The sequence below is a fragment of the Bradyrhizobium sp. BRP23 genome (genome assembly GCF_020194135.1).
GTDB classification, from domain to species: Bacteria; Pseudomonadota; Alphaproteobacteria; order Rhizobiales; family Xanthobacteraceae; genus Bradyrhizobium; species Bradyrhizobium yuanmingense.
Genome location: NZ_JADYVW010000007.1, coordinates 126,670 through 153,337 on the forward strand (window position 1 = coordinate 126,670; position 26,668 = coordinate 153,337).

Annotated in this window: 15 protein-coding genes and 4 pseudogenes; 6 read left to right on the top strand and 13 right to left on the bottom strand. The window is 58.5% G+C overall.

Annotated features, from left to right (window positions below; genetic code table 11):
- Window positions 1-5: 5 nt before the first annotated feature.
- The 4 genes and pseudogenes from cybH to I6F24_RS20530 form a co-directional block, all read right to left on the bottom strand.
- A complete protein-coding gene (gene cybH, locus I6F24_RS20515) occupies window positions 6-710 on the bottom strand; it encodes a Ni/Fe-hydrogenase, b-type cytochrome subunit (RefSeq protein ID WP_225140454.1) in 705 nt (234 codons plus the stop codon).
- 4 nt (window positions 711-714) lie between these two features.
- Entirely contained in the window at window positions 715-2,505 is a 1,791-nt protein-coding gene (locus I6F24_RS20520) for a nickel-dependent hydrogenase large subunit (protein WP_225129622.1), read from the bottom strand.
- A gap of 13 nt (window positions 2,506-2,518) precedes the next feature.
- The gene (locus I6F24_RS20525; RefSeq protein WP_225129656.1) at window positions 2,519-3,619 is read right to left on the bottom strand and encodes a hydrogenase small subunit; all 1,101 of its coding nucleotides are present in this window, start codon (window positions 3,617-3,619) and stop codon (window positions 2,519-2,521) included.
- Between the two features lie 876 nt (window positions 3,620-4,495).
- Window positions 4,496-5,184 (bottom strand): annotated as a pseudogene (locus I6F24_RS20530) (molybdenum ABC transporter permease).
- Window positions 5,185-6,325: 1,141 nt separating this feature from the next.
- Between I6F24_RS20530 and dctA the strand changes: the two are divergent.
- The 4 genes from dctA to I6F24_RS20550 all read left to right on the top strand — a co-directional run bounded on the left by dctA (window position 6,326) and on the right by I6F24_RS20550 (window position 12,560).
- The gene (dctA, locus tag I6F24_RS20535) at window positions 6,326-7,636 is read left to right on the top strand and encodes a C4-dicarboxylate transporter DctA (RefSeq protein ID WP_225129623.1); all 1,311 of its coding nucleotides are present in this window, start codon (window positions 6,326-6,328) and stop codon (window positions 7,634-7,636) included.
- Window positions 7,637-8,731: 1,095 nt separating this feature from the next.
- A complete protein-coding gene (locus I6F24_RS20540) occupies window positions 8,732-11,407 on the top strand; it encodes a PAS domain S-box protein (RefSeq protein ID WP_225129624.1) in 2,676 nt (891 codons plus the stop codon).
- Entirely contained in the window at window positions 11,404-12,087 is a 684-nt protein-coding gene (locus I6F24_RS20545) for a response regulator transcription factor (protein WP_225129626.1), read from the top strand. The genes I6F24_RS20540 and I6F24_RS20545 overlap by 4 nt, the downstream gene beginning before the upstream one ends.
- Before the next feature lie 86 nt (window positions 12,088-12,173).
- The gene (locus tag I6F24_RS20550) at window positions 12,174-12,560 is read left to right on the top strand and encodes a response regulator (RefSeq protein ID WP_225129628.1); all 387 of its coding nucleotides are present in this window, start codon (window positions 12,174-12,176) and stop codon (window positions 12,558-12,560) included.
- Window positions 12,561-13,477: 917 nt separating this feature from the next.
- Here the strand turns inward: I6F24_RS20550 and I6F24_RS20555 are convergent.
- The 9 genes and pseudogenes from I6F24_RS20555 to glmS all read right to left on the bottom strand — a co-directional run bounded on the left by I6F24_RS20555 (window position 13,478) and on the right by glmS (window position 23,531).
- Window positions 13,478-14,305 carry an Effector protein NopP gene (locus I6F24_RS20555; protein ID WP_225129630.1) on the bottom strand — a complete coding sequence of 276 codons (828 nt, stop codon included), beginning with the start codon at window positions 14,303-14,305 and terminating at the stop codon, window positions 13,478-13,480.
- A gap of 457 nt (window positions 14,306-14,762) precedes the next feature.
- Window positions 14,763-15,107, bottom strand: a complete 345-nt coding sequence (locus tag I6F24_RS20560) for a hypothetical protein (RefSeq protein WP_249781959.1) — start codon at window positions 15,105-15,107, stop codon at window positions 14,763-14,765.
- 405 nt (window positions 15,108-15,512) lie between these two features.
- Window positions 15,513-16,268, bottom strand: a pseudogene (locus tag I6F24_RS20565) (beta-L-arabinofuranosidase domain-containing protein).
- A complete protein-coding gene (locus tag I6F24_RS37625; protein ID WP_345944108.1) occupies window positions 16,232-16,486 on the bottom strand; it encodes a beta-L-arabinofuranosidase domain-containing protein in 255 nt (84 codons plus the stop codon). The pseudogene I6F24_RS20565 and the gene I6F24_RS37625 overlap by 37 nt, the downstream one beginning before the upstream one ends.
- Window positions 16,487-16,495: 9 nt before the next feature.
- Window positions 16,496-16,744: a hypothetical protein gene (locus tag I6F24_RS20570; RefSeq protein ID WP_225129631.1), complete on the bottom strand. Its 249-nt coding sequence runs from the start codon at window positions 16,742-16,744 to the stop codon at window positions 16,496-16,498.
- Window positions 16,741-17,553, bottom strand: coding sequence for an IS21-like element helper ATPase IstB (gene istB, locus I6F24_RS20575; protein WP_225129633.1), 813 nt, complete (start codon window positions 17,551-17,553; stop codon window positions 16,741-16,743). Before istB ends, I6F24_RS20570 begins: the two co-directional genes overlap by 4 nt.
- A pseudogene (gene istA / locus I6F24_RS20580) lies at window positions 17,550-19,096 on the bottom strand (IS21 family transposase). Before istA ends, istB begins: the two are co-directional and overlap by 4 nt.
- 868 nt (window positions 19,097-19,964) lie before the next feature.
- Window positions 19,965-21,058: pseudogene (locus I6F24_RS20585) on the bottom strand (IS3 family transposase); the annotation flags it as partial.
- Window positions 21,059-21,704: 646 nt separating this feature from the next.
- On the bottom strand, window positions 21,705-23,531 hold the full coding sequence (gene glmS, locus I6F24_RS20590) for a glutamine--fructose-6-phosphate transaminase (isomerizing) (RefSeq protein WP_225147790.1): 1,827 nt from the start codon (window positions 23,529-23,531) through the stop codon (window positions 21,705-21,707).
- A gap of 1,045 nt (window positions 23,532-24,576) precedes the next feature.
- On the opposite strand from glmS, the gene gmd reads away from it, so the two are divergent.
- Together gmd and I6F24_RS20600 are read left to right on the top strand one after the other, a co-directional pair.
- Window positions 24,577-25,662, top strand: coding sequence for a GDP-mannose 4,6-dehydratase (gene gmd / locus I6F24_RS20595; protein ID WP_225128595.1), 1,086 nt, complete (start codon window positions 24,577-24,579; stop codon window positions 25,660-25,662).
- Complete coding sequence (locus tag I6F24_RS20600) at window positions 25,643-26,620, top strand: GDP-L-fucose synthase (protein WP_275945323.1); 978 nt, start codon at window positions 25,643-25,645, stop codon at window positions 26,618-26,620. Before gmd ends, I6F24_RS20600 begins: the two co-directional genes overlap by 20 nt.
- Window positions 26,621-26,668 lie beyond the last annotated feature (48 nt).

Consider the following 26,668-nt stretch of genomic DNA (forward strand, 5'->3'; position numbering starts at 1 on the left):
CCCAGTCAATCGCGAGACCCGCGCTCACCCGATGGACTAGATGCTCCGGCGCGACATGAGTCTTCACGGATCACCGCGTAGATGTGGACCAGCGCAAAGGTCACGATCACCCACAGGCCGAGATGATGCCAGGTATGGACGTCCTGACTGTTCGGCCAAATTGAAAATACCCAGCTGAACAGCTTGTACTGCCAGCTGTCAGTGCCTGCACCTTGCCCATAAAGTGCAAATCCTGTGACAACCATGAACGTGATCGTCTGCGTAAACATAAAGAACATTGCGAGCTGAGCAAGACGGTTGCGCCCGACGCGCCTCTCGGGCTCAACTGTAAGGAACGCATACGAGCGAATCTCGTGGTAGACCTCGCGCCAAAAGCACCTGCGCCAGAGCGGCACCCAAAAGATCTGCATGGCATGCGCATTTCCCATTAAAGCCCAGTAGATTCGCAGAAGAAAGCCGGTACTGAGCACATATCCCGCCGAGAAATGAGCAAAGCGGATGTAGCCGAACAGGAAATTGCCGGTTGCCTCTCCCGACATCGCCGGTGTCCCGGTTCCAATGAGATAGCCGGTTAAGCTCAGCATCAGAATGGTCGCGGCATTGACCCAATGCCACAGTCGCACCGGCGCGGAGGCGATGCCACCGCCGATCCTGCCTTCAGTCGGTGCCGCATCGACGGCGGCAAGGAGCTTCCGAGCCCTGTCCGGCATGCCCCTAACGAACATTGACTGAAGCCATTTCCTGGCCATCAGGACTCATCACATGGGTCGAGCAAGCCAAGCATGGATCAAAGGAATGGATCGTGCGCAAGATCTCCAGGGGCCGCTGCGGATCGGCCATCGGGGTACCGATCAGGGAGGCTTCAAAGGCGCCAATATTGCCCTTGGGATCGCGAGGAGATCCATTCCACGTCGTCGGCACAACACATTGATAATTGTCGATCTTGGCGTCCCTGATCTTGATCCAGTGCCCAAGCGCACCGCGCGGCGCCTCAGTGAACCCGTAGCCCTTGGCCTCCTTGCGCCAGGTTTCCGGCTTCCACCTGCTGACATCGGCAGTTGCCGTATTGCCTGCCTTGATGTGGATTACCAGCTTATTCTGGAAATAACGCATCTGATGCGCCGCCCACTGGCATTCGAGCGCTCGCGTCGCAGTACGGCCAAGCGTCGAGAACAGCGCACTCAGGGGAAGATTGAGCCCCTTGAGCAGTCTCTCGGCGGGCTCCTTGAACTCGGCTTTGTCTTGCGCATAACCGATGATGTATCGCGCTAACGGCCCGACCTCCACGGCGTGGCCGCGCCAGCGCGGCGCTTTGATCCAGGAATACTTGCCGCCCTCGTCGAGTTCCTTAATATCTGTCTTGCTGCCTTTGAGTTTTGGCCCAAGTTCAAAACTCGGCTCGGTGAGACCGTCCCAGGGATGCAGTCCGCAGCAATCGCTGGGGTATTTATACCATGAATGCGGGACGAATTCCTGGATCTGCTCGGGATCACCATGGTCGATCGGCAGTATCTCCTTGAGATTGCCACCAAGAATGACCCCTCGCGGCAGCTTGAAGCTTTTGGCGGAACAGTCATTTGCGTTTTCGGGGATGTCGCCATAGGACATCACGCTTTTGCTCGAAAGTCCGCCGCCATGGAGCCAGTCCTTATAGAACGAGCAGATCGCGGCAATGTCGGGCAGGTAGACCTGCTCGACAAACTCGATCGAACGGTCGACGATCGAGGACACGATGTTCAATCGCTCCATATTGATCGCACCCACCGCACCAGTTCCGTCGACGTTGATCGCGCAGGGCACGCCGCCGACCAACCAGTTCGGATGCGGGTTCTTGCCACCATAGATCGCCTGGATCTTGACGATCTCCTTCTGAAAGTCGAGCGCTTCTAGATAATGCGCTACAGCCATCAAGTTCGCTTCCGGTGACAGCTTGTAGGCCGGATGCCCCCAATAGCCATTCTTGAACGGACCGAGTTGGCCTGATCCGAAGAATTTGGTGAGCCGGATCTGCAAATCCTTAAAATAGCCAGGGGACGATAGCGGCCAGGGCGAGATAGACTGCGCGAGCGCGGAGGTCGACTTGGGATCGGCCTTGAGCGCGGAGACCACGTCGACCCAATCCAGCGCGTGCAGGTGATAGAAATGTACGAGGTGATCATGCACGAGCAGGCACAGCTGCATGATGTTGCGGATCGAATTGGCATTCTCCGGAATCGCAATTCCTAGTGCATTTTCAACCGCGCGCACGGAGGTGAGCGCATGGGTTCCGGTGCATACCCCGCAAATCCGCTCGGTGAACGCCCAGGCGTCGCGCGGATCGCGCCCGCGCAGGATAACTTCGATGCCACGCCACATCGTGCCGCTTGAGACCGCATTGCGGATCACATTGTCTGAATCGAGATTGGCTTCGACACGCAGGTGGCCTTCGATCCGCGTCAGCGGATCGATGACGATTCGCCTGCCGGAACGATCGAGATTGAACCCATTCGGTGTCTGGACGGCCACCGTCGCCCCCTCCTCAAGTCGATTTGCTTTTGTGGGCTGCGCGATCCCGCTTGTGGGTCAACCGCTTCGCGGCGGTGAGCGCCGCGTGGGCAGCGACGGTTAGCCCAACTACGCCGGCAGCGGCCATGCCGATCTGGTCGGCGTTCGCCTCGATGCCGAACTGCTTGATGGTTGTGAGGCGGTCGTAAAATGATCCCTTATCCCAGAAGCCGTCTTCGGAGCAGCCGAAGCAGCCGTGGCCGGATTGAATCGGAAATGAAATGCCGCCGTTCCACCGAATGGCCGAACAAGCATTGTAGGTGGTTGGCCCCTTGCAGCCCATCTTGTACAGGCAATAGCCCTTGCGTGCGTACTCATCGTCCCACTCTTCGACGAATTGGCCAGCGTCGAAATGGGAACGCCGATAGCACTTGTCGTGAATCCGCTCGGAATAGAACATACTGGGACGGCCTTGGCGATCGAGCTCCGGAAGCTTTCCGAACGTGGTCATGAAAGTCAGGAGGCCACTCATAACCTCTGCGATAGGAGGGCACCCGGGCACCTTGATGATCGGCTTGTTGGTGATCACCTTATCGATCGGCGCCGCGCCAGTCGGATTGGGCTTGGCCGCTTGCACGCATCCCCAGGACGCACACGTGCCCCAAGCGATGACCGCCATGGACTCTTCCGCCATGTACCTGAGCTTTTCAACGAACGGCTTGCCGCCGTCAATGCAGAACATGCCACCCTCGTTCAGCGGCGGATTGCCTTCGACGGCGAGCACATACCTGCCTTTGTACTTGGCACGAGTTTCCTCCAGGATGGCTTCGGCCTGGTGTCCTGCCGCCGCCATGATCGTATCGTCATAGTCGAGCGAAATCATCGACAGCAGCGCGTCCTTGATCAATGGATGGGCCGAGCGGATAAAGCTTTCCGAGCAGCAGGTACACTCGAGCCCGTGCAGCCAGATGACGGGCACACGCGGTTTGGTCTCTAGGGCGTTGGCAATTCTGCCTGCGGCGAGCGGACCGAGTCCCAAGCTCGCGGCAGTCAAACTGCAGAATTTGTGGAAACTACGACGCGTGATACCCTGACGTCTGATCACGCTGTAGAACGTTTCTGTTGCACCACCCATTAAGCCTTCCATGTGAGTTGTCGTCGACCGAAACGAATTACTGACGTTCAGCAAGAAACAAGCCACAGCAGCGAAACACTTGACAGATGGCACGCCACCGCTTCTGGATTTGATGACAGTCGAAACCAGCCAGCGAGCCACGAGCTGCGCCATTGATCTGTCATGCTAATGGTGTCCGGTTTTGGACATCGATGTGATCAGTTCAACAGAGCGACACGATGGTTCATCACTGCACGGTGACTACGTCCTGCTCGCTCTTGCAGACGCGACACTCATGCCTCATGCCGATTGTTGAATAGAATTGGTGCAGTTGACGGGGACCGCACTGCCCCTGGGGCGCTTAAAGCCGCTCATAGTCGCAACTGCGCAAGCAGCCCGTACCAAAGCGGCTGTCGAGCGACGAAGAGAAGCCGCAATGTGAGCCCCGAGGCGCACGCAGCGTTCGCTTTTTAGGTCTGATCGACCCGATCTGCCTTCATTCAAAGCGGCTCGCCGCACCGCATCGCTGCATATTTTAGGCGAGAGCCTGGATGTTCAGAGCTATTACAGGAGCGTTCATCGCGCGAGCCGATCGATAGCAATGCGCGATCGTCTTGGCGCATCGCGATACCAAACCCGCTAAGAGCTTCTTCTCGATAGCGGAGGCGATCTCGTTATTGAAGCACTAGCGCGATCCGGCCGGGCGCTGCCGTCCACGACGAGATGCTCCTTTGGGTCGCAGAACAATTGTGTCCCGTAGGCGCCGGTCCAGGTGAACTCGCTAGACGAGTTCTTCGCTCGCGAGACCGCCAGTAAAAGCGTTCTGTGCGCGGTGGTTGCAGATCCGGCTTGCAATACTGCTGCTCGGTCGTGATCGGATGTGTCCGGCGGGCAAGCCTAGGACGGTTCAATGCCTCTCTTGACACAGTGTCTGTCGATGAGGGCTAAGGTGAAGATAGCCGCAAAGGCGAACATCACCATACCGCCGGCAACCACACTCGCTTCGCGCCAGCGAGACGCTTGGACGTAGTCTACGACGTGGGCTGACAAGACCTTGGTGCGCCCAGGAATGTTGCCGCCGATCATCATCACGACGCCGAATGTGCCGATCGTATGAGAAAACCCAATCACGGCAGCTTTAACAAACTCCAATCGCGCCAGCGGCCCGCTGATGGTAATGAAGGCATACAACGACGAAACGCGCCCTGTAGTTTTCAACGGGCAATCGCCATCGCAACAAAGGCGTTACGGATCGGCTGCACCACCAACGGCAGCGCCGAGAGGACCGATCCGACCACGATTCCTGCGAAGGTAAAAGCGAGCGTGCGCTCGCCCCACAAAGAGGCGAGGACGCCACCCGGTCCGTTGGGGCCGAGCAACACGAGTACGCAAAAACCGAGAGCCGTAGGCGGTAGCACTAGCGGCAGGGCGATCATCGTCGCCACCGCCTCGCTCAAAAGAGTCTTTGAGCGCGCCAGCCACCAAGCGAGGGGGACACCAATCAGGAGGAGGATCACGGTCGTCACGCTGGCGAGCTCAATCGTGAGCGCAACTGACTGCGAAATCTCTGCCGAAAAGACATCCATGTGGATCAGCCCAAAAGTGCGAGCAGGTCGCCGTGTCGGCCGAGTGAGCGCCTGCACGTCCGGCTCGTCCAGGGATGTGGCGCGGATCGCCCTTTAGTCGCGCGGCACTTCGTGGCGGCCGCCACATCGCGCGTCGTTTCTGCGAGCAACAGCAGCATCGCAAGCCTCATCGGCAACTCCTGTGACTGGGTCACTTCCATCCATCCGACGGCGGAAGCTCCTCGTTCGTCATCAGCAATTGCTGTGCCGCGTGCGAACTGTGGCGCGTTCTATGCTCAACGTGCGAAATTCGCATAGACGGCGACGTCACCCTGGCGTGAACCTAACGCTCTGTCAGATTTCTGGCATCTTTGTTGCCGAGCAGACAGCGACACGCCGCGCAACGAAGGGCAGATTTTGACGCCCCCAGACATGCTTGTTTGATTCGTCGATGGCTCAACCGCCGCACTCGCCGCGCTGGCAATGGAACGGATCTCAGCAAGACTGCCGTAAGTAACGGGAACGATCTAGCTGTAAGCTGCTTCTGCGACGCGGCAAAAGGCACGAGGAGCCGAGAGCGAAGGCCGCCTGCCGACCAATCTGCCTAATGCGCAGCGCTAGCACAGGCCTGGAGACAATGCCCCGTGAACGAGCCTTGCCGTTAGCGACAGCGCAGTGCATTGATCAAAGATTCTTCCGCGCAATCGAGTTCCTAAGCCAGGCTTCCATCGCGTGGATGCCTACGATCCAAACTATGAATTTTACCGATGTCACGTACTGTTGCATCCATCTCAGCAGTCGGCGTATATCGATCCCGCTAGAGCTTCGGGGCCGAGACGTGACTCCGCTAATGCGCCCAGCCGATGAAGTTACGAGTCACGCTAGAACTTTTTGTTCGACCTTGCGAACGCGGTCCGAGCACTCAAACCCATGCCGCCGGAGACAGACGGTTTGTCCGCCACTGCTTAGTCGGCGCACTTTGGGCATCTGGTGCAGATCTTGCTTAAGAGAAAGGATAAACGCAACTCGCCTGCCTTTGGAACGACGCGCCGACTCTCGGAACCGTCTTCAATCGCACACGGCTAAAATGAGTCTCGTATGACGCTGTCGCCTCTCAAAGACGCGGCGGCTCACATTCGACTATATTCGGGAAGGAAGCGTCATGACCACCATGTCAACTGCGGCGCCCGCGCGCGCGTCGCAAACTTGGTATAAGATTCTCTACGTGCAGGTGCTGATTGCGATTTTGATTGGCGCCATGGTCGGCTGCCTATGGCCGTCCGTCGCGACCAACGACTGGGTCAAGGCGCTTGGTGACGGATTCATCAAGCTAATCAAGATGGTGATCGCGCCGATTATTTTCTGCACCGTTACATCCGGTATTGCGCATATTCAGGATGCGAAGAAAGTCGGGCGCGTCGGCGTCAAGGCGCTGGTCTATTTCGAGATCGTCTCCAGCTTTGCCTTGTTGTTGGGCCTTGTTATGGGCAATCTGGTCCAAATCGGCCATGGTCTTGCGCTCAAGCCGGATGCTGCGGCGGTCGCCAATTACGTGAAGCAGGCGGAAGCCTCGAAGACCGTCGATTTCTTTCTCAACATCATTCCCGACACCGTGGTGGGCGCCTTCGCTCGCGGCGATGTTCTGCAGGTTCTCTTGTTCGCGATTCTATTCGGCTTTTCGTTGATGGCGCTCGGAAAGCGTGGGGAGCGTCTGCGCGGCATGATCGACGACGTCGCGCACGCGGTGTTCGGCGTAATCGCTATCATCATGAAAGCGGCTCCGATCGGCGCCTTCGGCGCCATGGCCTTCACCGTCGGCAAGTTCGGGCCGGCAGCACTCGGCAATTTGATCGGTCTGATCGCTCTGTTTTACGCGACTGCGGCGCTGTTTGTTGTGGTGGTGCTCGGTTTGATCGCGCGCCTCGTCGGCTTTTCAATCTTCAAGTTCATTGTCTATATCAAGGATGAGATTCTGATCGTGCTCGGCACTTCGTCCTCTGAAAGCGCTCTGCCGCAATTAATGGAGAAGCTCGAACGGCTGGGCTGCTCCAAGCCCGTGGTCGGCCTGGTGGTGCCAACTGGCTACTCCTTCAACCTCGACGGCACCAATATCTATATGACACTTGCGACATTGTTCATTGCCCAGGCACTCGGGGTCGAGCTCACCTTTGGCCAGCAGCTCACCATCCTGCTCGTTGCAATGCTGACGTCGAAGGGAGCAAGCGGCGTCACCGGCGCGGGCTTCATCACGCTCGCTGCGACGTTGTCGGTGGTCAATCCAGCGCTGGTGCCGGGCATGGCAATTGTGTTTTCGATCGATAAGTTCATGAGCGAGGTGCGCGCCCTTACTAACATCACCGGCAATGGCATCGCGGCCGTGTTCATATCTTGGTGGGAGGACGAGCTGGAGCACGCGACGCTGCAGGCCCGGCTCAACCAGCCCAACGTTTCCACCACTATCGACGCACGATGAGATAGGTCCCGGATCTTAACCACAGCCATTCGAAGACGCGTCAAATGCAAGCGCAGCCACATTTCTCGTAGTTCGAAGACACAGCCGACTTGACACGAGCCGGAACTTTCAAGGGCGATCTCCAGTGCGCAGATCTTGTCCCGCTTCGCCCCCCCCCCCGCAGCCGCCCTGAAAAGATGCCAGCCGGGCAAAAGAGCCGGAGCTTTTTAACGGTCATTATCAAGCGCGTCTTTCGCGTCAAGCTCCCGCCATCTGAACGCTTCTGCGACATTTTGCCGTGCCAGATAACAGGACTGCGACAGAACTTGTCCAGCCTGACGGACCTAGGTGTTGCTCCGCCTACAATTGCCAATGCGCGCGGTCACTGCACTGGCCTCGCCCAACCAACGACGTGGTAGCGATCTTGCTGACGCAACTCGTCATCCCTTGTTACGGTCCGTGCTGCCGCATTAGATCGTGATGGGTGTGATCAGCATGGATTAGATGGCACCTCGACGGAGCCATGCCGGCTCGCACACGGCTAGTGTTCGGTTCGGCGTCGTTCGCGCGCGCTCAACGGCTGACCGGAGACAAGTCCTCTCACCTAGGCGTGATGGCCCTCGGGCATGCAAGGCAGTCGCGTAACTTCGCCTTCGTATCTCGGCACGAGACGGTTGCGCTTTCTTCCGCATGCCGATCGCAACGGCGAGATGAATCGGCCGGCAGCTTGTCCCTGTTCTTTCCGGTTCGGCGAGGCGCGCCTGATTGTTTCGGCTCAACGTCTTGGCCGAACTGCAGCCGCTGTCCTCGTCCGGCTGGCGTAAGGGAGTTGTCCTCGGCTGCAGCCTCAAGCGCCTGCCTGGAGGTTATCGGCAGCGGAGGAAAGTAGACATCTCAGCTTCGATTCTAGGCGTGTCAGCGCGCGATAGTGGCCATATTGAAAGGTTTAGGACGACTATACGTATGTCTGTGATGCGTTTTTTCTTCGCGCGTGCTCAGTTCAGCAAGCAATCGATCTCGGAACCGCTCACAGCAGGTGCTGGTGCCGAGTATTGCCCCATTTTTGCCTAAAATGTTATAGCTCTCCCGCCGGAGAACAGGCCGGACAGTATCAAAATGCGTAGCCAGATCAGCAGTTTAAAGCGCTCAGCCCCTCAGTTTACCTTCGGCTCCATAACGCTGGCGGTGGTAACACTGTCTTGCTTGTACCTTCACGCGCATTTCGCCCCCACGGCGTTCGCCTATTTGTTAGTGGTGTTACTGTTTTCGTTGATGGGCAGCTTCATCGCGTCGTCCGCGCTTTGCATCGTAGCCGTTGCTGCTCTCGCTTATTATTTTGCGCCGCCGGCGTTCAGCCTGCGAATCGATGACCCCCAAGATCTGCCCGTGGTTGTTGCATTCTTTATTGCCTCGATTGTGGGAGCGCACCTGATCGGAAAGCTGCGCCAGGAAAGCGAGGCTGCGCGTGTGGCTGCGGCCAAGCTTCAGCGGAGTGCGGCCGATTTGGAGGATCGGGAAAAGCGGTGGCGCGCCATCTTCGAGCACAATCCGGCCATGTACTTCATGGTCGATGAAGCCGGCACTGTCCTCGACGTCAATACATTCGGCGCGACACAACTCGGCTATGCTCGTGCTGAACTGATTGGTCAATCCGTGCTGGAGGTATTTCTCGAGGAGGATCGCGCCTTCGTTCGTGAATGCGTTCGGACGTGCCTGGAGGATGTCGGACAAACGCGCACGTGGGACGTCCAGAAGGTCAGGAAGGACGGCTCGGTATTGTGGGTACGTGAAATCGCCAAAGCCATGCTCTGGGCGGATGAGCGGCCCATTATCCTTGTCGCCTGCGAAGATATAACGGAGCGAAGGCGGACTGAACTTGCCCTGCAGCGGAGCGAAGCACATTTGGCCCAGGCGCAGGAGTTGAGTCACACAGGCAGCTTCAGCTGGAACCCTGCTACGGGCGAGGCCTTCTGGTCAAAGGAAACATTTCGGATTTTCCAATTAGATTCTGAGACAGTGCCACCGGGGCCGCAGCTCGTCGTTGAGCGCACTCATCCCGATGATAGGGCTTCGGTTAAAGAAATTATCGATCGCGCGATGCGAGACCCGAGCGATTTCGAGCACGAATACCGGCTTCTGCTACCGGACGGCTCGGTAAAGCACATTCATGCGCAGGCACGAGCCACGAGGACAGCCTCTGGTGACATCGAGTTTGTTGGGGCAGCTACGGATATTACGGCGGCGAGGCGAGCAGAACAGCAGCTGCGCCGCAGCGAGGCCTATCTGGCCGAGGCCCAGCATCTCACTCACACAGGCAGCTGGTCCTGGGACGTCTACGGCCTAGATTTCGTGTATCGCTCCGCCGAGGTCGATCGTCTGTTTGGCTTTAGCCCACAAGAGCCGGTATCGATCGAGACCATTCGATCGCGCATCCATCCGGACGACTTGCCGCGGCTACAGGAGGTGCTGCGGCAGGCGATTGAACACGTGGAAGAACGGTTCGAGTATGATTTTCGTATTCTTCTGCCAGATGGCGGGATAAGGCGCATACACTCCGTTGCACACGTTGTCCTCGGCAGCGATGGTAATGTCAGCGAGCTGATCGGAACACATATGGATGTCACCGAGCAGCACGCAGCTAGGGAACGCCTGGAAAACACACTTGTCGCGCTGCGCGAAAGCGAGCAGCGCTTTCGCGACTACGCCGAGACAGCTTCCGACTGGCTCTGGGAAACTGGGCCGGATCATCGGGTCACTCACTTGTCCGAGCACACCAGCGCTGCGGGAATCTTGGCGACAGGATTGATGGGCCTGCTTCGCTGGGACATTGCTTGCGACACGGAAGAGGAACCCGAGAAGTGGCGTCAGCATCGGGCGACGTTGCAGGCGCATCTGCCGTTTCGGGATCTCATCTACCGTACCGTGAATCGAACGGGATCTCCGATCTATGTCCGTACGAGTGGCAAGCCATTCTTCGATGGAAACGGAACTTTTCTGGGCTATCGGGGCGTCAGCACTGACATAACGGCTCTCATTCGCGCTGATCAGGCCGAACAAGAGCTGCGAAAGGCACAAGCGGAGCTTGCACATGTCACGCGTGTAACGACGTTAGGAGAACTGACGACTTCCATCGCTCACGAGATAAACCAACCACTCGCCGCTATTCTCAACAACGCCGATGCGTGCCTCGGCTGGATGGCTCGGGAAGCTCCTAATCTTGCCGCCGCGCGCTCTTCAGTGGAATGGATCATCGAAGACGCAATCCGGGCAAGCGAGGTGATCCGCAGTGTTCGCGCGCTCGCGAAGAAAGGCGAGATTCAGATGGTGCCACTCGACATTAATGAGGTCGTTAGGGAGGTCATTGCGCTGGTAACACGAGAGCTGGTGAGCCACCGAGTGACGTTGCGAACCGAGTTGGCGGCCGCGCCGCCGAGGATCCTCGGTGACCGAATTCAGCTACAACAGGTGATCATCAATCTGGTAATGAACGGAATTGAGGCGATGGACGCAGTTACCGACCGGCCGCGCGAACTTCTAATTCGATCATCCAAGGACGATCTGGGGCACGTGCAGCTTGCAGTGGCCGATTGCGGCGTCGGGATCGCCGAGAAGGACGCTGACCACGTCTTGGATCCCTTCTTCACCACCAAGCCGAGTGGCCTTGGAATGGGCCTTTCGATCTGCCGTTCTATCGTGGAAGCTCATGGAGGGCGGCTATCGCTTCTCCAGAAAAATGAACCGGGCGCGACCTTCCAGTTTGTCCTGCCCGTACACAAGGAGGCCCTCCAGTGACAGGACGATTTGACTCGCCAGGTGAGGGTAGCAATGCCGAGGCCTCGACGAAGGCCATCGTTTTTGTCGTTGAGGATGACATCTCGGTGCGCCGCTCGCTTACGAACCTTTTTCAACAGGTAGGGTTGGAGGTCGTGGCGTTTGGATCGGCCCGTGAAATGCTGCAGAGCACAATTCCGGACGTCACAAGCTGTCTAGTTCTTGATGTCCGGCTGCCAGGCCTGAGCGGCCTTGACTACCAGACCGAGCTGGCCAGGTTGAACATACACATCCCGATCATTTTCATCACCGGCCATGGCGACATTCCCATGACCGTCAAGGCCATGAAGGGAGGTGCGGTCGATTTTCTCAGCAAGCCGTTCCGCGATCAGGAACTGCTTGATGCCGTGGTTGCGGCGACCGAACGAGATCGCAAAAGACGGGAAGCTCAGCGAACCGTCGTGAATCTGCAGTCTCTATTTGAGACCTTAAGCCCGCGCGAGCAGGCAGTGATGAAACTGGTCGCGGCCGGCCTAATGAACAAGCAGGTAGCCGGCGAACTTGGGCTCGCCGAGATTACGGTGAAGATTTACCGGGGTCACGTAATGAAAAAGATGCGTGCCCGGTCGCTGGCCGACCTGATCAGAATGAGCGAGACGCTGGGAATTCGCGTCGATCGTTCCGAACAAACGCAAGTATGATTTTACAATTCCATCACTTAAGCCCACTTTTCGCCGAAAGTGGCTAGCGCTTTGGCTGCCGCTGTACTGCGTCTGGAGGGCTCATCTTGTCCACGCCTTTGATTTCCGTCGTTGACGACGACGTCTCCGTCCGTGCGTCGACAGAAAACCTTCTGAAATCGCGTGGCTACGTCGTGCAGATATTTGCGTCGGCCGAGGCACTCCTGCGGTCGCCGTACTTGAATGAGACATCCTGTGTCATCACCGATGTGCAGATGTCGGCTATGAGCGGGCTGGAGCTGCTGGCAGAGATGCGGACGCGTGGTTACGACGCACCATTCATTTTCATTACAGCTTTCCCCAACGAGCGCGTGCGCGCGTCAGCCCTGGACGCCGGGGCGATTGGCTTCCTCGCCAAACCCTTTGCAGGACAAGCGTTAATCGAATGCCTCGACACCGCACTGAACGCGTATGACGGCCGGCGCGACATCTGATGCAATCCATCTGCGGCTTGGGTTGGTGTCCGATCTAAACGCTCCACGCGTCGATCTCGCCGCCGATCAACCTCTTCGAGTCAAAGATGCTACTTGCTCTAAAATCAAGCGAGCGAGAGGCCAATTGTCGCTTGTCGACACTTTAGCGACCATCGCCGGGCGGCTACATTGGTGCAGAACAACCTTATCGCTGCGAGTGCTGGAAGGGTACGCCAGCTCGACTCATTCTGCAGATCGACGTTCAATGTAATGCTCACCCAAAGCAATCGACGACCCTGAGCCCTTCTTAACTCGTCTGGATCGTTTCTATATGTTCTATTGCAGAGCGGAGCTGGCCGAGAGCGATCGACAAAGCAAGAGTTTGGCTGTTCGCAGCCGACTGCAGTGACGATGATAACGGAGCTTCGCCCAGGACAACCGCCGCGTGTCTTCTGTTGAGGCTTTTCTGGTGAAAGTGCTCTGCACGATGATCGTGCTCTCGGCGTCGTTATGTCCGTTGACGCATGCCAGCCGTCTTGCCCATCGGGCGCCGCTTCGCTGTGCATTTCCTTGCCCACCGACTCGCGGCAGGCGCCCACACCCTTACTACTTCGTAGGCGCCATCTGTAGACAACTTCTGGCTCCAAGCCGTCCAACGACTCGGCACAACACGCCCGGCCCTCGGCGGCCGGGCGCACTTTGGCGGCACCCCATCCAGGTCCTCTCCGCAGCGAGCATTGTCGCAATTGCCTTCCGCAGTGAGCCCCTACTTCCAAGGCTCAAACAAATCAGCAACCGCTAAGCCAAGAAGCACTCTGCGGACAGTATTCTGAGCCAACTCAGAGGAACTCTCAGCCGAAAAGGCGATAAACACAGAGGAGCCCGGAGCACGCTAGATTGGTCTACTCCATCGGGCCAAATCACCGGTGATCCCATTGTCACATAAAATCATCCTCATAGTCGTATGTTGAGGGGCTCGCTGAGATCTCGGTATCACTACCTTCACTGTCGTCAGCTTTGGAAAGATACCGCGCAGCAGTACCTTTGCGCTGCCATTCGCCGTCGCTATTCCTTACCCACTTATCTGACTTCGCTGGGTCAAGAACCATGTTGTCGGCGTCAACCTCGACGAATCCCATCTTTGCCGCACGGGCTCTTGCTTCCGAATTAGCCGGACGCAAATTGAGCAGCGGCTGTTTTCCGTCTAGTCGAAGCTGGTGCTCGAGCAGGATGTCGCCAGCGTTCTCGACAAGCGGATGAACGACTTGAAGATCCACAGTAGAGGTAGTCCCGTTGCGTCCAGGAAATAGCTTCTTCCACCTTTCGACGTCGAACTCGGTCATGCTGTCGCCGCCTTCCGTTCTTAGAAGTCCGACACTCTTGTTGCCCAATTGGTAGCTGAAGTATCGCGCCTTCTCGGAATCTCGGGTTCGCCCGTAGTCTTTGGCAACTTCGGCAGTTCGCCTTGCCTTGCCGGACACGAAGTCGGAGTACTCTTGGGGGTTGTTGGCGATTTTCATGATTTCGTCACCATGATAGGCCTCCGCGGCTTTTCGGAATGACTGACAATCCTTGAACTCTATTATGGGAGGGGTTGAAACGAGCGAATACGGTCTTGTTGCCGCAGATGAACTGCTACTGGAACCAGATTCGGCTAAGCGCATATTTGCGAACGCATCCGCAAAGATGTCCGCGTCCATTTGCTCATCAGTTTCGGCATAGTCAGAGGATTGGAAGTAGGACGAGCCATTGATCCGATTATACATGGCGATTGGTGCTCCCGTCGGACATACATTTCCGCATCTGTTTAGGCTTGTTAGGCCCAGCGGCGCTGATAGGGAGCCTGGCTTACCAAAACCTGACGTGGCCGCCCTCACGTTTGGCTTGTCATAGGGCTTCCTTTCGAACTACACGGCGGCACGCTCGTGCCATTGGCATTCATCAGGTTTGATGAGAGGCCGCGAACACCTCCGAGGAAGCTCCTTTATTGGGAATTGGGCCGATCGCTGGTTGACCTGCTGATGCCAATCGGATCGTACTCTTTTCGGAGTTCCGCCGCTTCATATTCGGATTTTTTCAACGTTCGAGTGGAGCTCGCGCACCGCCTTCCATAGATTGGCCGATTTCCAGACTTTGACCAACGATATCGCCTGCGCCAGAAAGGCCGTCTAACGTCGACTCGTGGAAGCGCGACCCGCTCGTCCGGCGTTAGCGCTCCTCTATTTAAATCCGCATTTCGCCTTCGCCACGATTATCCCAGCTGAACCACGGAATGAATGTCAGCCGCTGCGGTTCTAGCTGTCCAGGCGATTTGTCGTAGTTATAAAGCGCCGCTTCTTCAGAATGCGTGCGTTGCAACCGCGCCCCGTCCGCCTGCAGCATAATCTTGCCGTTAAAGAGACCTGTTCCTTCCATAAGGGAAAACCGGCTGTCTGAGTGAAGCCAAACGTTGTCTAACTCGGTCCCGTTGTCGGCCTCCTCCAGACAATAAATTAAGGGGCCACGCTGGATGGCCACCTTGCCGGCCAAATTGGGAAGTTGATGGCCGTATACGCGGCGCACTTGCATCGGCAGCGATAATTTGACGCGATCTCCCTGCTGCTACGCTCGGCGAATGTGCAAATAGCTCCTGCGCGGCTCGCAATTCATGGGCTCGCCGTTCAGGCTCGCCTGCGGCACGCTGTACCATTCTGGCAGCGCAGGGCGAGCGTGTGGGCAATTGGCGGCGCAGATTCGACGGCGATTTCTACCTCTTCTCTCCAGGGATAGCTGCCGCTTATCAGCTAACGCAGCGCGTGTCCGTCGACCGATATTGCTACTATATTACCAACGTAGAAATTTACATAGAGCGCATCGGTGCTGGGCGTGTAGATGTAATGACCAATGGATGTGAAAAGCCGTGCGATGTTCGGTGGACAGCAGGCGCAGCCAAACCAAGGTCGTCGCACCGGCGAGACATGATTGTAGATGCCATTAGACCTCAGCGTTTTTGGATGCATTTCGAGCCGTTAACATAAAAATAATGGCGCCCGTCGAACGCGATACCGCCGAGAGCGCGCGCTCCATCACGTCTGCATAGCGACTGTCCAGTTCCAACTCCAGCATACGGCGCGCGAACATCATCAAGCCAATCGACACGCAACTTTCCGCATACGCCGTATCATTCGGCAAATCGTAATCGCTGCTGTACGCTTCGCCGGCACTTTGCGAGCCGATGGCTCCGGTAATATAGATCTTGCGCTGAACCATGTTTTGCCATAGCCGTAGGCAAGTTTGGCGCTGCTGGTCGTTCTGGCGCAGACGCGCGAGATGAGCTACTGCCGTCATGAGGTATACAAAACGAACCGCATGACCTATTGCAGTCCTCTGCTCCGAAAGCGGCAACTGCGCTTGGCTGTACGCTTTGTTTTTTATCATCCAAGGCGTGCCGTGGGATTTGGCGACGCGGGATTGCTGGCGCTTCTCTTACTCAATGTCGTAGAAGTGCGGCTCCGTGCCACGTTCCTAGCCGTACAACTGATCGCGCTCTGGGCCAAAAACTGTGCCGAGGTGGTCAGCAAGCCTGCAAACGACCTCCAGCAATCGCCGTTTGCCAGTTGCCTGAAAGAACGCGACACCTGCTTCAATCAAGTGCCCCGCGCAATAAAGTTCGTGGCACTCCGCTAGGTTGGTCCAGCGCTCCTGAGGCGCGTTCATATGAAATAGGTGTTGAGATAGCCGTCGCCACATTGGGTGGCCGCCATCAATTCAATGAGCTCATCGGCCGCTTTCTCCTGCTCTGGATTTGGTGTCTGGCATAGCGACCATGCAGCCGCCTCAAGCCATTTTGCGACGTCACTGTCCTGAAAGACCGCGCCGTGAAACTCGCCCCTCGCACGTCCGGCGGCAACGCGGAAGTTCTCTACCGCGTGGCTCGGTATCGCCCCGGGATTGCGATCGTTTAGCACCTCCCATTGCTAGGGAATTGCCACTTCCCTGACCAGTTGCTGGCATTGCCCAATCAGCGGATCCAAGACTTCTTGATTGTGAAGATCGACTTCGGCCACATTTCTCTCGTTCCTCCTTGCCGTGTTGTAGCGCGCCAATCTGGGTAGGAAGTGCGCGGCGATCAGGATGGCGAGGCAGTGTCGCGGCCCGATGATGATTGCCGCGATGATTGTCGCGCGCAAGAGTTTTGTTGAACTCTGATTGTCGCGCAGCGTCAATCAGCGACGGTTTTAGGTGTCGCGTGCGATGGCGGCCGTCCGGGTCCGCGTTTTCGTGCGAGGGCGGTCCGTCTGCGATAGCTCTCGACGTTCATCTCGACGATGGTGGCGTGGTGAACGAGGCGATCGATAGCGGCGAGGGTCATGGCGGGATCCGGGAAGACTCTGTTCCATTCGCCGAATGGCTGATTGGCGGTGATCAGCATCGAGCGGCGCTCGTAGCGTGCACTGATGAGCTCGAACAGCACGCTGGTCTCGGCCTGATCCCTGGTGACGTAAGCGAGATCATCAAGGATCAGGAGATCGAAGCGATCGAGACGATTGATGGCCGCCTCGAGGTTGAGCTCGCGTCGCGCCAGCTGGAGCTTCTGCACGAGATCGGTGGTGCGGGTGAAGAGGACGCGCCATCCGTTCTCGATGAGGGCCAGGCCAATCGCTGCCGCCAAGTGGCTCTTTCCGCCGCCGGGCGGGCCGAACAGGAGCAAATTGGCGCCCTTGCCCAGCCAGCTGTCACCGGCGGCGAGCGCCATCACCTGCGCCTTCGAGATCATCGGCACGGCTTCGAAGTCGAAGCTGTCGAAGGTCTTTCCGGCGGGCAAACGTGCTTCGACAAGGTGTCGTTCGATCCGACGGCGGCCGCGTTCGGCGATCTCGTGCTCGGCGATGGTCGCGAGGAAGCGGCCGGCCGGCCAGCCTTCCTTGTCGGACTGTTCGGCAAATTGCGCCCACAGCACCTTGATGGCAGGCAGCCGGAGCTCATTGAGCAACAGATTGAGGCGCGCGGCATCAACCGTGTTCGTTACGCTCATGCGGCACCTCCGGTCTCGGCGGTACCGATGAGGCATTCGTAGGTGGCAAGCGGCACGAGCTGCACCACGACGTTCGGCAGGTTGGCGGGATCGGGGGCGAAGTGAGCACGTAGCCGGTTGAGGTCGGGCAGTCGGCCGGCCTCGAGGTCGGCGGTGAGCTGATCGGCGAGTTCGGTCTCGCAGCCGCGCTCATGAGCGAGCGCGAGGAGATCGACCATGATCCGGCAGGCTTTTTTGTCCGGCAAGCGTTCGCGCAAGCGATCGAAGGTCTTCCGATAGGCATCGCGCGGGAACAGCCGATCTCGGTAGACCAGATTGAGAAGCGCCATCGGCTTGCGCCGCAGGGAATGGATCACGTGCCGATAATCGACGACCTGGTCGTACTTGCCATTGGGATGCGGCCGCCCACGCGGCAGGGTGACGAGATGGGTGCCGCCGACGAACACGTCGAGACGATCATCGTAAAGGCGCACCCGCAGCCGGTGACCGATCAGGCGCGATGGCACCGTGTAGAACACCTTGCGCAGGGTGAAGCCGCCGGACGATGTCACGCGGACGATCACCTCTTCGTAGTCGGAGGTGCGCCGATCGGGCAGCTCCTGCAACACCACGCGCTCGCTATCGATCCGCTTGGCGTTGCGGGCATTGCGGCGGCTGACGATCTCGTCGATGAAGCCGCGATAGGTTGCAAGATCGTCGAAGTCGACAGTTCCGCGCAGCAGAAAGGCGTCCGCGATTGCTCGCTTGAGATGACCGTGGGGCCCTTCGATCGAACCATTCTCGTGAGCAACGCCTCGATTGTTGCGGGAAGGCCGCATGCCGTAATGGGCACAAAGGGCCTCGTATCGCTGCGTCAGATCGTCCCGTGCATCACGATCGAGATTGCAGAATGCGGCCGACAGACTGTCGGTCCGATGCTCCCGCGGCGCCCCACCGAGCGACCAGAGGGCATTCTGCAGGCCTTCGGCCAAGGCAACGAAGCTCTCGCCGCCAAGCACGACGTGGGCGTGCTCGAACCCGCAATAAGCCAAACGGAAGTGATAGAGACGATGATCCAACGGTGCACCCGCAATCGTAACACCCAACTCGTCCATGTCTGTGAAGTCGGAGAGGCCGAGTTGGCCAGGCTCGTGGGTTTGGCGGAAGATCACCTCCTGCTCCTCGCCGTGGATCGCCCGCCATGCACGGATCGTTCCAGGGTACGACGGATACCGCTGCCGAGATCCGGATGACGCCGTAGCATCTCCTCGAACACCGCCACCGGGCGTAAGCCAGGTGCCGCCTTCAGGATCGGGACGATCTCGGTCTCGAACACGTCGCTCAACGGGTCCGGCGGTCGCCGGCCGCGGGGCGCCTTCCTTTGCGATGGAAATCGGGGGTCTCTCTCGATCAGATAGGCGGTCGACGCACTGAATGATGCCTTGGCCGCCGCCACTGGCGGGCTATCGGTCTGACGGTACTTCATGTAGAGCCTCATCTGGTGATCTGTGATGTGTCGGCCGGGCACGCGAGTGATTGCTCTTGGCGGAAGAACCACTTGCATAACCCCGCTGGCCGCGATCACCAGTCGGCGCGGTCCTCCTCGGGATCGCGCCGACACTGGGCTCGTAACTCCGGTCGGGCTACGCCCTCCCTACGTCACGAGCCCAGCGAAACTCTCTCACCTTGATTGACGCTGCCTTCCATCCTGATCGCCGCGCGACACCGTGTGGCGAACGGAGCCTAGTAAGCCACCTCACCACGATTGCGTCGTTGAGGTTGTGGCTCTGAGATTTTGCGGCTGCACACTCGTAGTCTCGGTGCGAGGGTTCAAACGATAGAAATGGTGAGGCTGCCCTAAGGCGCCACACTCCCAGACGCGCGTTGACAGCAGTCGTTCGACGAGGGGGGCAGCAATTCCCGTGCCGATTATGAGGACCGGTTCTTCTGGCAACCCGATCTGCAGCTCCGCGGAAGGAACCCGATGCGATCGCTGGCCCACCAACCGGATTTGGCGGTCGTGCTAATCCCACGTCGTCGCAAGGCTAGTCCATCCTGCTATACGAGCGGGTGACTGTCGCTGGATCAGACAGTGGCCAATAGTACTCGCCTGCCGCATATACAGCCAGGGGCGCCGCGTCCTTCCGGTGCGGCGCCCCCTGCACTTGGTTTTGGGCCCTCACCTTGCGCGGGAATGTCAGTTATCTAACAATCCATTTGATGACACGTATCAGTGAAGTGGACCCCGGGAGCAGGACCACTGACGCCGCCTTCTTAGTTGGAACTCTCGCCGCTCCGATTTTCTGATATGAGGCCGCGAGGGCCTCTGTCTGCGTCTGTTGTTGAGGTTGTGGGCATGTGGGCAACGCCTCTTCGGCGTTGTCCACCATGTCCAGAGCCTTTGCTGTAGCGCCGGCGCGCCAGACCGCCATCGGCGTGCGATAGCCGTGTGCCTGGTGCGGGCGCTCCTCGTTATAAAAGGCGATCCAGTCGGCGAGGCCCGCGTGCAGCTCTTTGCCGTCGGCATAGAATTTGAGATAGACGTCCTCGTGCTTGAGGCTGCGCCACAGCCGTTCGATGAACACGTTGTCCATCCAGCGGCCGCGACCGTCCATCGAGATCCGAATGCCGGCGGCCTCCAGCACGCCGGTGAAGGCCGCGCTGGTGAACTGGCTGCCCTGATCGGTGTTGAAGATTTGCGGCTTGCCGAACCGCGCCAGCGCCTCCTCCAGGGCGTCGATGCAGAACGACACGTCCATCGTATTGGACAGGCGCCAGCTCAGCACGGCCCGGCTCGCCCAATCGATCACAGCCACCAGATAGAGGAAGCCGCGTCCGATCGGGATGTAGGTGATGTCGGTCGCCCAGACCTGGTTCGGCCGGTCGATGGTCATGCCGCGCAGCAGATAGGGATAGATCAGGTGCCCCGGCGCAGGCTTGCTGGTGCGCGGCTTCGGCCCCAGTGCCTCGATCCCCATCTTGCGCATCAGCCGCTGCACGCGCTTGCGGTTGATCGGGACGCCATCCTCGCTCAGCAGCCACGCCATCCGCCGCGAGCCCAGAAACGGCCGCGCGGTGAACAGTTCGTCGATCTGGCGCATCAGCGTCAGATCGTCGTCATTGGCCGGCTGCGGCGTTCGGTAAACGCCCGAGCGCGACAGCCCGAGCAGCCGGCACTGGTGGCGGATCGACAGCACGCCATGCGCGCGGTCGAGCTTCGCCCTGCGGTCCGGGACGCTCATCTTCCGGACCTCTTCGCTAAAAAATCCCGCTCCACGACCAACTGCCCGATCTTGGCATGCAGCTTCTCGATCTCACGGTCGCGACCAACGTCCGCCGCCTCCCCAGCGGGATCAAAAGCTCTGGCCGCCTGATCCAGCAGTTGCTTCTTCCAGGAATAAATCTGGTTGGGATGCACCTCGTAGCGCTGCGCCAGATCGGCCACGCTCACCTGTTCACGCAGCGCCTCCAAAGCGATCTTCGCCTTCAGCGCCGCGTCGATCTTCCGTCTCGTCTTCTTCGTCATCGTCCGCTCCGTTTACCAAACGGAACGGCTACATTCCAACTAGGCTTCCGGTCCCAAATCCGGGGGCCACTTCACAGGTCGGAGAGCCGCGGTGGCGCGTGTGGCCCAACCGGATTGCGTGAACCCCTGCCACGCGCGATCGAAGGGACAAACTGGACTGCTAATCCTGAGCAATCGAAGTGCATGCTCGACGTGCCCGACATCGCTCGGATGCTGGCAATCGGGAAAAGTAAGTTGTCGCGCGTATGCGCCGCCAGTGAATAAGCTGCGACGGAGCGGCCCGAAGCTGTTGTGCAGCGACTTGTTCGTCGACATCGGCGAGGTGGGAGGATGAGTTAGAGAGTATCTTTTGTGGCTTCAGGCTGATTTGGCCCTGCAAAGCAGATCGCGGGCTGGTAACCGAGAGCCGACTTCGATCTTCCAATTATCCGGAATTTCCACTTGTTATCGACCGTTCGGCTCGAACAAGAGGAAGGTAACGCTCGCTCCCAGGACGTTAGTCGGTAGACGATGATGACGCAAGCAGGGCTGACTGCTGCTCATCGAGCTGGATCGGTCTATGATTGACCTGTGATACCGGGATCGTTCTCTTTCTGAGCTCGCCCAGGCGATTCGTGGCCTCAAGGACCGACATAACACTGTAGCCTCATTCCACAGTCACCGATTTTGCTAGATTACGCGGCTGATCCACGTCCGCGCCCCTTACGAGAGCGGTATGGTAAGCCAAGAGTTGTACCGGAATGGCATAGACCATCGGCGTAAAGCGTGCGACCATCTCAGGCAGCACAATGGTCATGAGTGTGTCCACCGTCGGTTCCAAAGAACCCTTCGAATCGGTGATCAGGATGATCTTGCCGCCCCGAGCCGCAACTTCTTGCATATTCGAGACGGTCTTCTCGAAGACATCGTCATAAGGTGCGATCACCACCACAGGCACGGCCTCATCGATCAGTGCGATCGGTCCGTGCTTGAGCTCGCCGGCGGCATAACCTTCTGAGTGGATATAAGCAATTTCCTTCAGCTTGAGTGCGCCCTCGAACGCCAAGGGAGCCGATGTGCCACGACCGAGATAGAGCACGTCCCTTGAATCGGCGATATAACGCGCGAGCTTCTCGATCTGCGGCTCGATCAACAGCGCCGCAGCAATCAACCGCGGCACTTCGATAAGCTCACGCACGAGCCTCGTTTCATCGATCTCAGACAGTTTACCGCGCTCTTTGCCTGCTGCGACGGCAAGCGCCGCCAATACCATCAGCTGGCAGATAAATGCCTTGGTGGAGGCGACGCCGATTTCCGGCCCCGCCAGCGTCGGCAGAACGGATTCGCTCTCGCGCGCAATCGTCGACGTCGCGACGTTGACCACAGATATCGTGTGCACGCCCTGGTCCTTGGCGTATCGCAGTGCAGCTAGCGTGTCAGCGGTTTCGCCCGATTGCGAGATGACGATCGCGAGATCGCCCCGGCGCAAAGGCGCCTCCCTATAGCGGAACTCGGACGCTACATCGATCTCGACAGGCAAGCGCGCCAGCCGCTCGAACCAGTATTTGGCGATGTGCCCGGCATAGCCTGCAGTCCCGCACGCGGTAATTGAGATGCGCTGAACGGATTTAAAGTCGAACGGCAATGTGACCGGCAGGGCGACGCGCTCGGCCGCCATGTCGAGATAATGCGCCAATGTCTTGCCGGCCACTGTCGGCTGCTCGTGGATTTCCTTGGCCATGAAGTGGCGATAATTCGCTTTGTCCACAAGGAGTGACGATACGCCAGACTTTGATGTTTCCCGCTGGACGACAGATCCGTCTGCGCTATAAATCACGCACATCGTGCGGGTAAGCACGGCCCAGTCGCCGTCTTCAAGATAGGTGATGGTGTCGGTCAAAGGCGCGAGCGCAATCGCGTCCGATCCTAGATACACTTCGCCGATACCATGTCCGATCGCAAGGGGCGACCCCTTACGCGCACCGATCAAAAGATCATCGTGGGCTTTGAAAAGGAATGCCAGCGCGAAGGCACCGCGCAGCCGTGGCAGTGACGCTTGTACCGCATCCCGCGGCGAGTAGCCCCTGTTGAGATAAGATTCGACGAGATGCGCCACCACCTCCGTGTCTGTCTCTGAGTTAAAGTGGGCTCCATTCCGCTCCAGTTCGGCTCGCAGCTCGCGGAAATTCTCAATGATCCCGTTATGAACGACCGCGACATTTTCTGTCGCATGCGGGTGAGCATTGCTCTCGGTCGGCTTTCCATGAGTCGCCCAGCGGGTATGACCGATGCCGATATGACCCAACGGCGGATAATAGCGCAGCTGCTCTTCAAGGTTTCTCAGCTTACCTTCAGCGCGCCGGCGTTCGATACGGAGACCTTCGAGAGTCGCGAGGCCTGCGGAGTCATAGCCACGATATTCCAATCGCTTGAGCGACGCGACCAACTGGCCAACGACCGGACCACGCCCCAAAATGCCAACAATTCCACACATATCGATCAATGCAGCCCAAGTTCAAGGGGCCCGAGGTCCCGCCTACAGGAATCCGATCATGAAATCGCCTGCACGATGGTAACAGGCGTCAAGTTCGGGCTTTTTCGCGGCCGCCTGTATCGCCGCCGCATTCGCAAGCGTGAGTTAGACCTCCTTTAGCCATCATCGCTTCGGCCGACTACATTCCGCTTTTGGCTGCCGATCGAGTACAAACTGCGCAGCAGCTCTAGCTTGAATTGTTCTGTTCTACCTGAAACATTTTGCCGGCTTGGATTTAGGAGGCCCATCATACTCGTACGAAGGCAAGTTACGCTCATCGAGACTAGACGATTGGCAGCGAAGCTCTATTGTACGAGCGTAAACTTTCGATATCGAAACGTTGGAGCATCTATACCAACGTTTACTACTCTTTCTCATCTTGTCTTGTGTCGGCCGCTCCACTGCCTGCCGCGAGCTTGACATTGGCAACAGCGCTGATCACGGGCGATGAATCGACCGCGAAGACCGGGTGTTCTGTCCGGAAGTTAACGGTAGGGGGGCTTTCTTGACTACGAATTGGCGTGCAAGCTTGACTGTACGCTTGCTTGCATCCCGTCATCGGGCGAAATGCATCGATGACTGCGGCTCCAGCTCGTCGCTCTCGCAAGCCGTGACGAGACCACGCGTATGCGTACTTGCGCCTGAGGTTAGATAGGAACACAGATGGTCAGCTTCTATCTCGTTGGAGATATAGCCCGGACAAGCGCGCCCTTGCGCTCGCAACCGCGATCGCATGCATCTCGCCTACTTAGGATCGTCAGAGATATAAGCCAGGATGCGAGCGTTAATTGACTTTGATGTTTTGGAGATCAATGCGTTCACACAATCCAGTCCGATTTAAAACAATGTATATAGTGTGCTTTCCTAGCTGATGTGTATGACTGGACATAACGATCGCTTTCCTCAAACTGCGGGTGGAGCGGGCTTGCGCCGTCTAGACTTCACGAGAAACGGCTTCCAATAGCGTTTCACAGGGCTTTTCTTTCCGGCGAAACTACGAGAGACCATGACGGTTCAGGACTCAAAGCGACGCGTTGCGCTGATCACCGGCGTCACCGGGCAGGACGGAGCATATCTCGCCGAGTATTTGCTCGGTCTCGGCTACCACGTGCACGGGATCAAGCGCCGATCGTCCTCGTTCAACACCGCGCGCGTCGATCATCTCTACCAGGATCCGCATGCCGGCAGCGTGCCGTTCCTGATGCACTATGGCGACATGACGGATTCGACCAATCTGATCCGGCTGGTGCAGCAGATCCGGCCGACCGAGATCTATAACCTGGCCGCCCAGAGCCACGTCCATGTCAGTTTCGAGAGCCCGGAATACACCGCCAACGCCGACGCAATCGGCGTTCTGCGCCTTTTGGAAGCGATCCGCATCCTCGGCATGGAAAAGGAGACGCGGTTCTACCAGGCCTCGACCTCGGAGCTTTACGGGCTCGTGCAAGAGGTGCCGCAGAAGGAAACCACGCCATTCTATCCGCGCTCGCCCTATGGCGTCGCCAAGCTTTATGGCTATTGGATCACGGTGAACTACCGTGAGGCCTATGGCATTTTCGCCAGCAACGGCATCCTTTTCAACCATGAGAGCCCGACCCGCGGCGAGACGTTCGTGTCGCGCAAGATCACCCGCGCCGTCGCCCGCATCGAGGTCGGCCTCGAGAACACGCTCTATCTCGGCAATCTCGACGCCAAGCGCGACTGGGGCCATGCCCGCGACTATGTCGATGGCATGCACAGGATCCTGCAGGTCGACGAGCCCGGCGACTTCGTGCTGGCGACCGGCGAGACGCGGTCGGTCCGCGAGTTCGTCGAGGTGGCGTTTGCCGAGGTCGGGCGCAGCATCGAATGGCGCGGCAGGGGCGTCGAGGAGGTCGGCGTGGACAAGGCCTCGGGCAAGACCCTGGTGCAGATCGATCCGACCTATTTCCGTCCGACCGAGGTTGATCTCCTGATCGGTGACGCCAGCAAGGCGCGCGCCAAGCTCGGCTGGGCTCCGAAGACGCCGTTCTCGCGACTGGTGAAGGAAATGGTCGCCAGCGATCTCGTTGAAGCCAAGCAGGATGCGACCAATGGCAAGCACGTCGTTTGAACTGAAGGGTAAGACGGTTTTCGTTGCGGGCCATCGCGGCATGGTCGGCGCGGCGCTGATGCGCCGGCTAGCACGCGAACAGGCCGATCTCTTGACGGTGCCGCGCAGCGAGCTCGACTTGCGCGACCAGGCCGCGGTGAACGCCTGGTTTGCCGCGAAGCGGCCGCAAGCCGTGTTCCTCGCCGCCGCGAAGGTCGGCGGCATCGTCGCTAACAACACGCTGCGCGCCGAGTTTCTGCACGACAATCTGGCGATATCGAGCAACGTCATCCAGGCGGCGCATGCCAATGGGTGCGAGAAGCTGATGTTCTTCGGCTCCTCCTGCATCTATCCGCGCTTGGCGCCTCAGCCGCTGCGAGAGGATTCGTTATTGACCGGCCCGCTGGAACCGACCAACGAACCCTATGCCATCGCCAAAATCGCCGGCCTCAAGATGGCCGAGGCCTATCGCAGCCAGTACGGCGCCGATTTCATCAGCGTGATGCCGACTAATCTCTACGGCCCCGGGGACAATTATCACCCCGAATACAGCCACGTCGTCGCCGCGCTGATCCGCCGCTTCCACGAGGCCAAGATTTCGGGCAGCCGCAACGTCGTGGTGTGGGGCACCGGCACGCCGCGCCGCGAATTCCTCTATGTCGATGATCTCGCCGATGCCTGCATCCATCTGATGAAGACCTATTCCTCGTCGGAACTGGTCAATATCGGTAGCGGCGAGGACATCAGCATCGCCGACTTCGCACTCATGATCGCGGCCGCCGTCGGTTTTCGCGGTGAGATCAGCTTCGATACGTCGCGCCCGGACGGCACGCCACGCAAGCTGCTCGACGTGCGTCGGCTGTCTGGGCTCGGCTGGCGCGCCACGACTTCGCTAAAGGATGGCATTCAGCTGGCATATCGGGCGTATCGGGCTGACAGCGACGGACGGCACCAGAGTGATTCGCTTGTTCCCGGATAAGGGGCGATACCACGATCGCCCGGCGGTGAACGTCCGTCCTAGCAGACT

Excerpts from the sequence above, each read along its gene's own strand:
- cybH (WP_225140454.1), bottom strand. The coding sequence starts at position 710 with ATGCCGGACAGGGCTCGGAAGCTCCTTGCCGCCGTCGATGCGGCACCG.
- I6F24_RS20525 (WP_225129656.1), bottom strand. The coding sequence starts at position 3,619 with ATGGGTGGTGCAACAGAAACGTTCTACAGCGTGATCAGACGTCAGGGT.
- dctA (WP_225129623.1), top strand. The coding sequence starts at position 6,326 with ATGACCACCATGTCAACTGCGGCGCCCGCGCGCGCGTCGCAAACTTGG.
- I6F24_RS20540 (WP_225129624.1), top strand. The coding sequence starts at position 8,732 with ATGCGTAGCCAGATCAGCAGTTTAAAGCGCTCAGCCCCTCAGTTTACC.
- I6F24_RS20555 (WP_225129630.1), bottom strand. The coding sequence starts at position 14,305 with ATGTATAATCGGATCAATGGCTCGTCCTACTTCCAATCCTCTGACTAT.
- I6F24_RS20560 (WP_249781959.1), bottom strand. The coding sequence starts at position 15,107 with ATGCAAGTGCGCCGCGTATACGGCCATCAACTTCCCAATTTGGCCGGC.
- istB (WP_225129633.1), bottom strand. The coding sequence starts at position 17,553 with ATGAGCGTAACGAACACGGTTGATGCCGCGCGCCTCAATCTGTTGCTC.
- glmS (WP_225147790.1), bottom strand. The coding sequence starts at position 23,531 with ATGTGTGGAATTGTTGGCATTTTGGGGCGTGGTCCGGTCGTTGGCCAG.
- gmd (WP_225128595.1), top strand. The coding sequence starts at position 24,577 with ATGACGGTTCAGGACTCAAAGCGACGCGTTGCGCTGATCACCGGCGTC.
- I6F24_RS20600 (WP_275945323.1), top strand. The coding sequence starts at position 25,643 with ATGGCAAGCACGTCGTTTGAACTGAAGGGTAAGACGGTTTTCGTTGCG.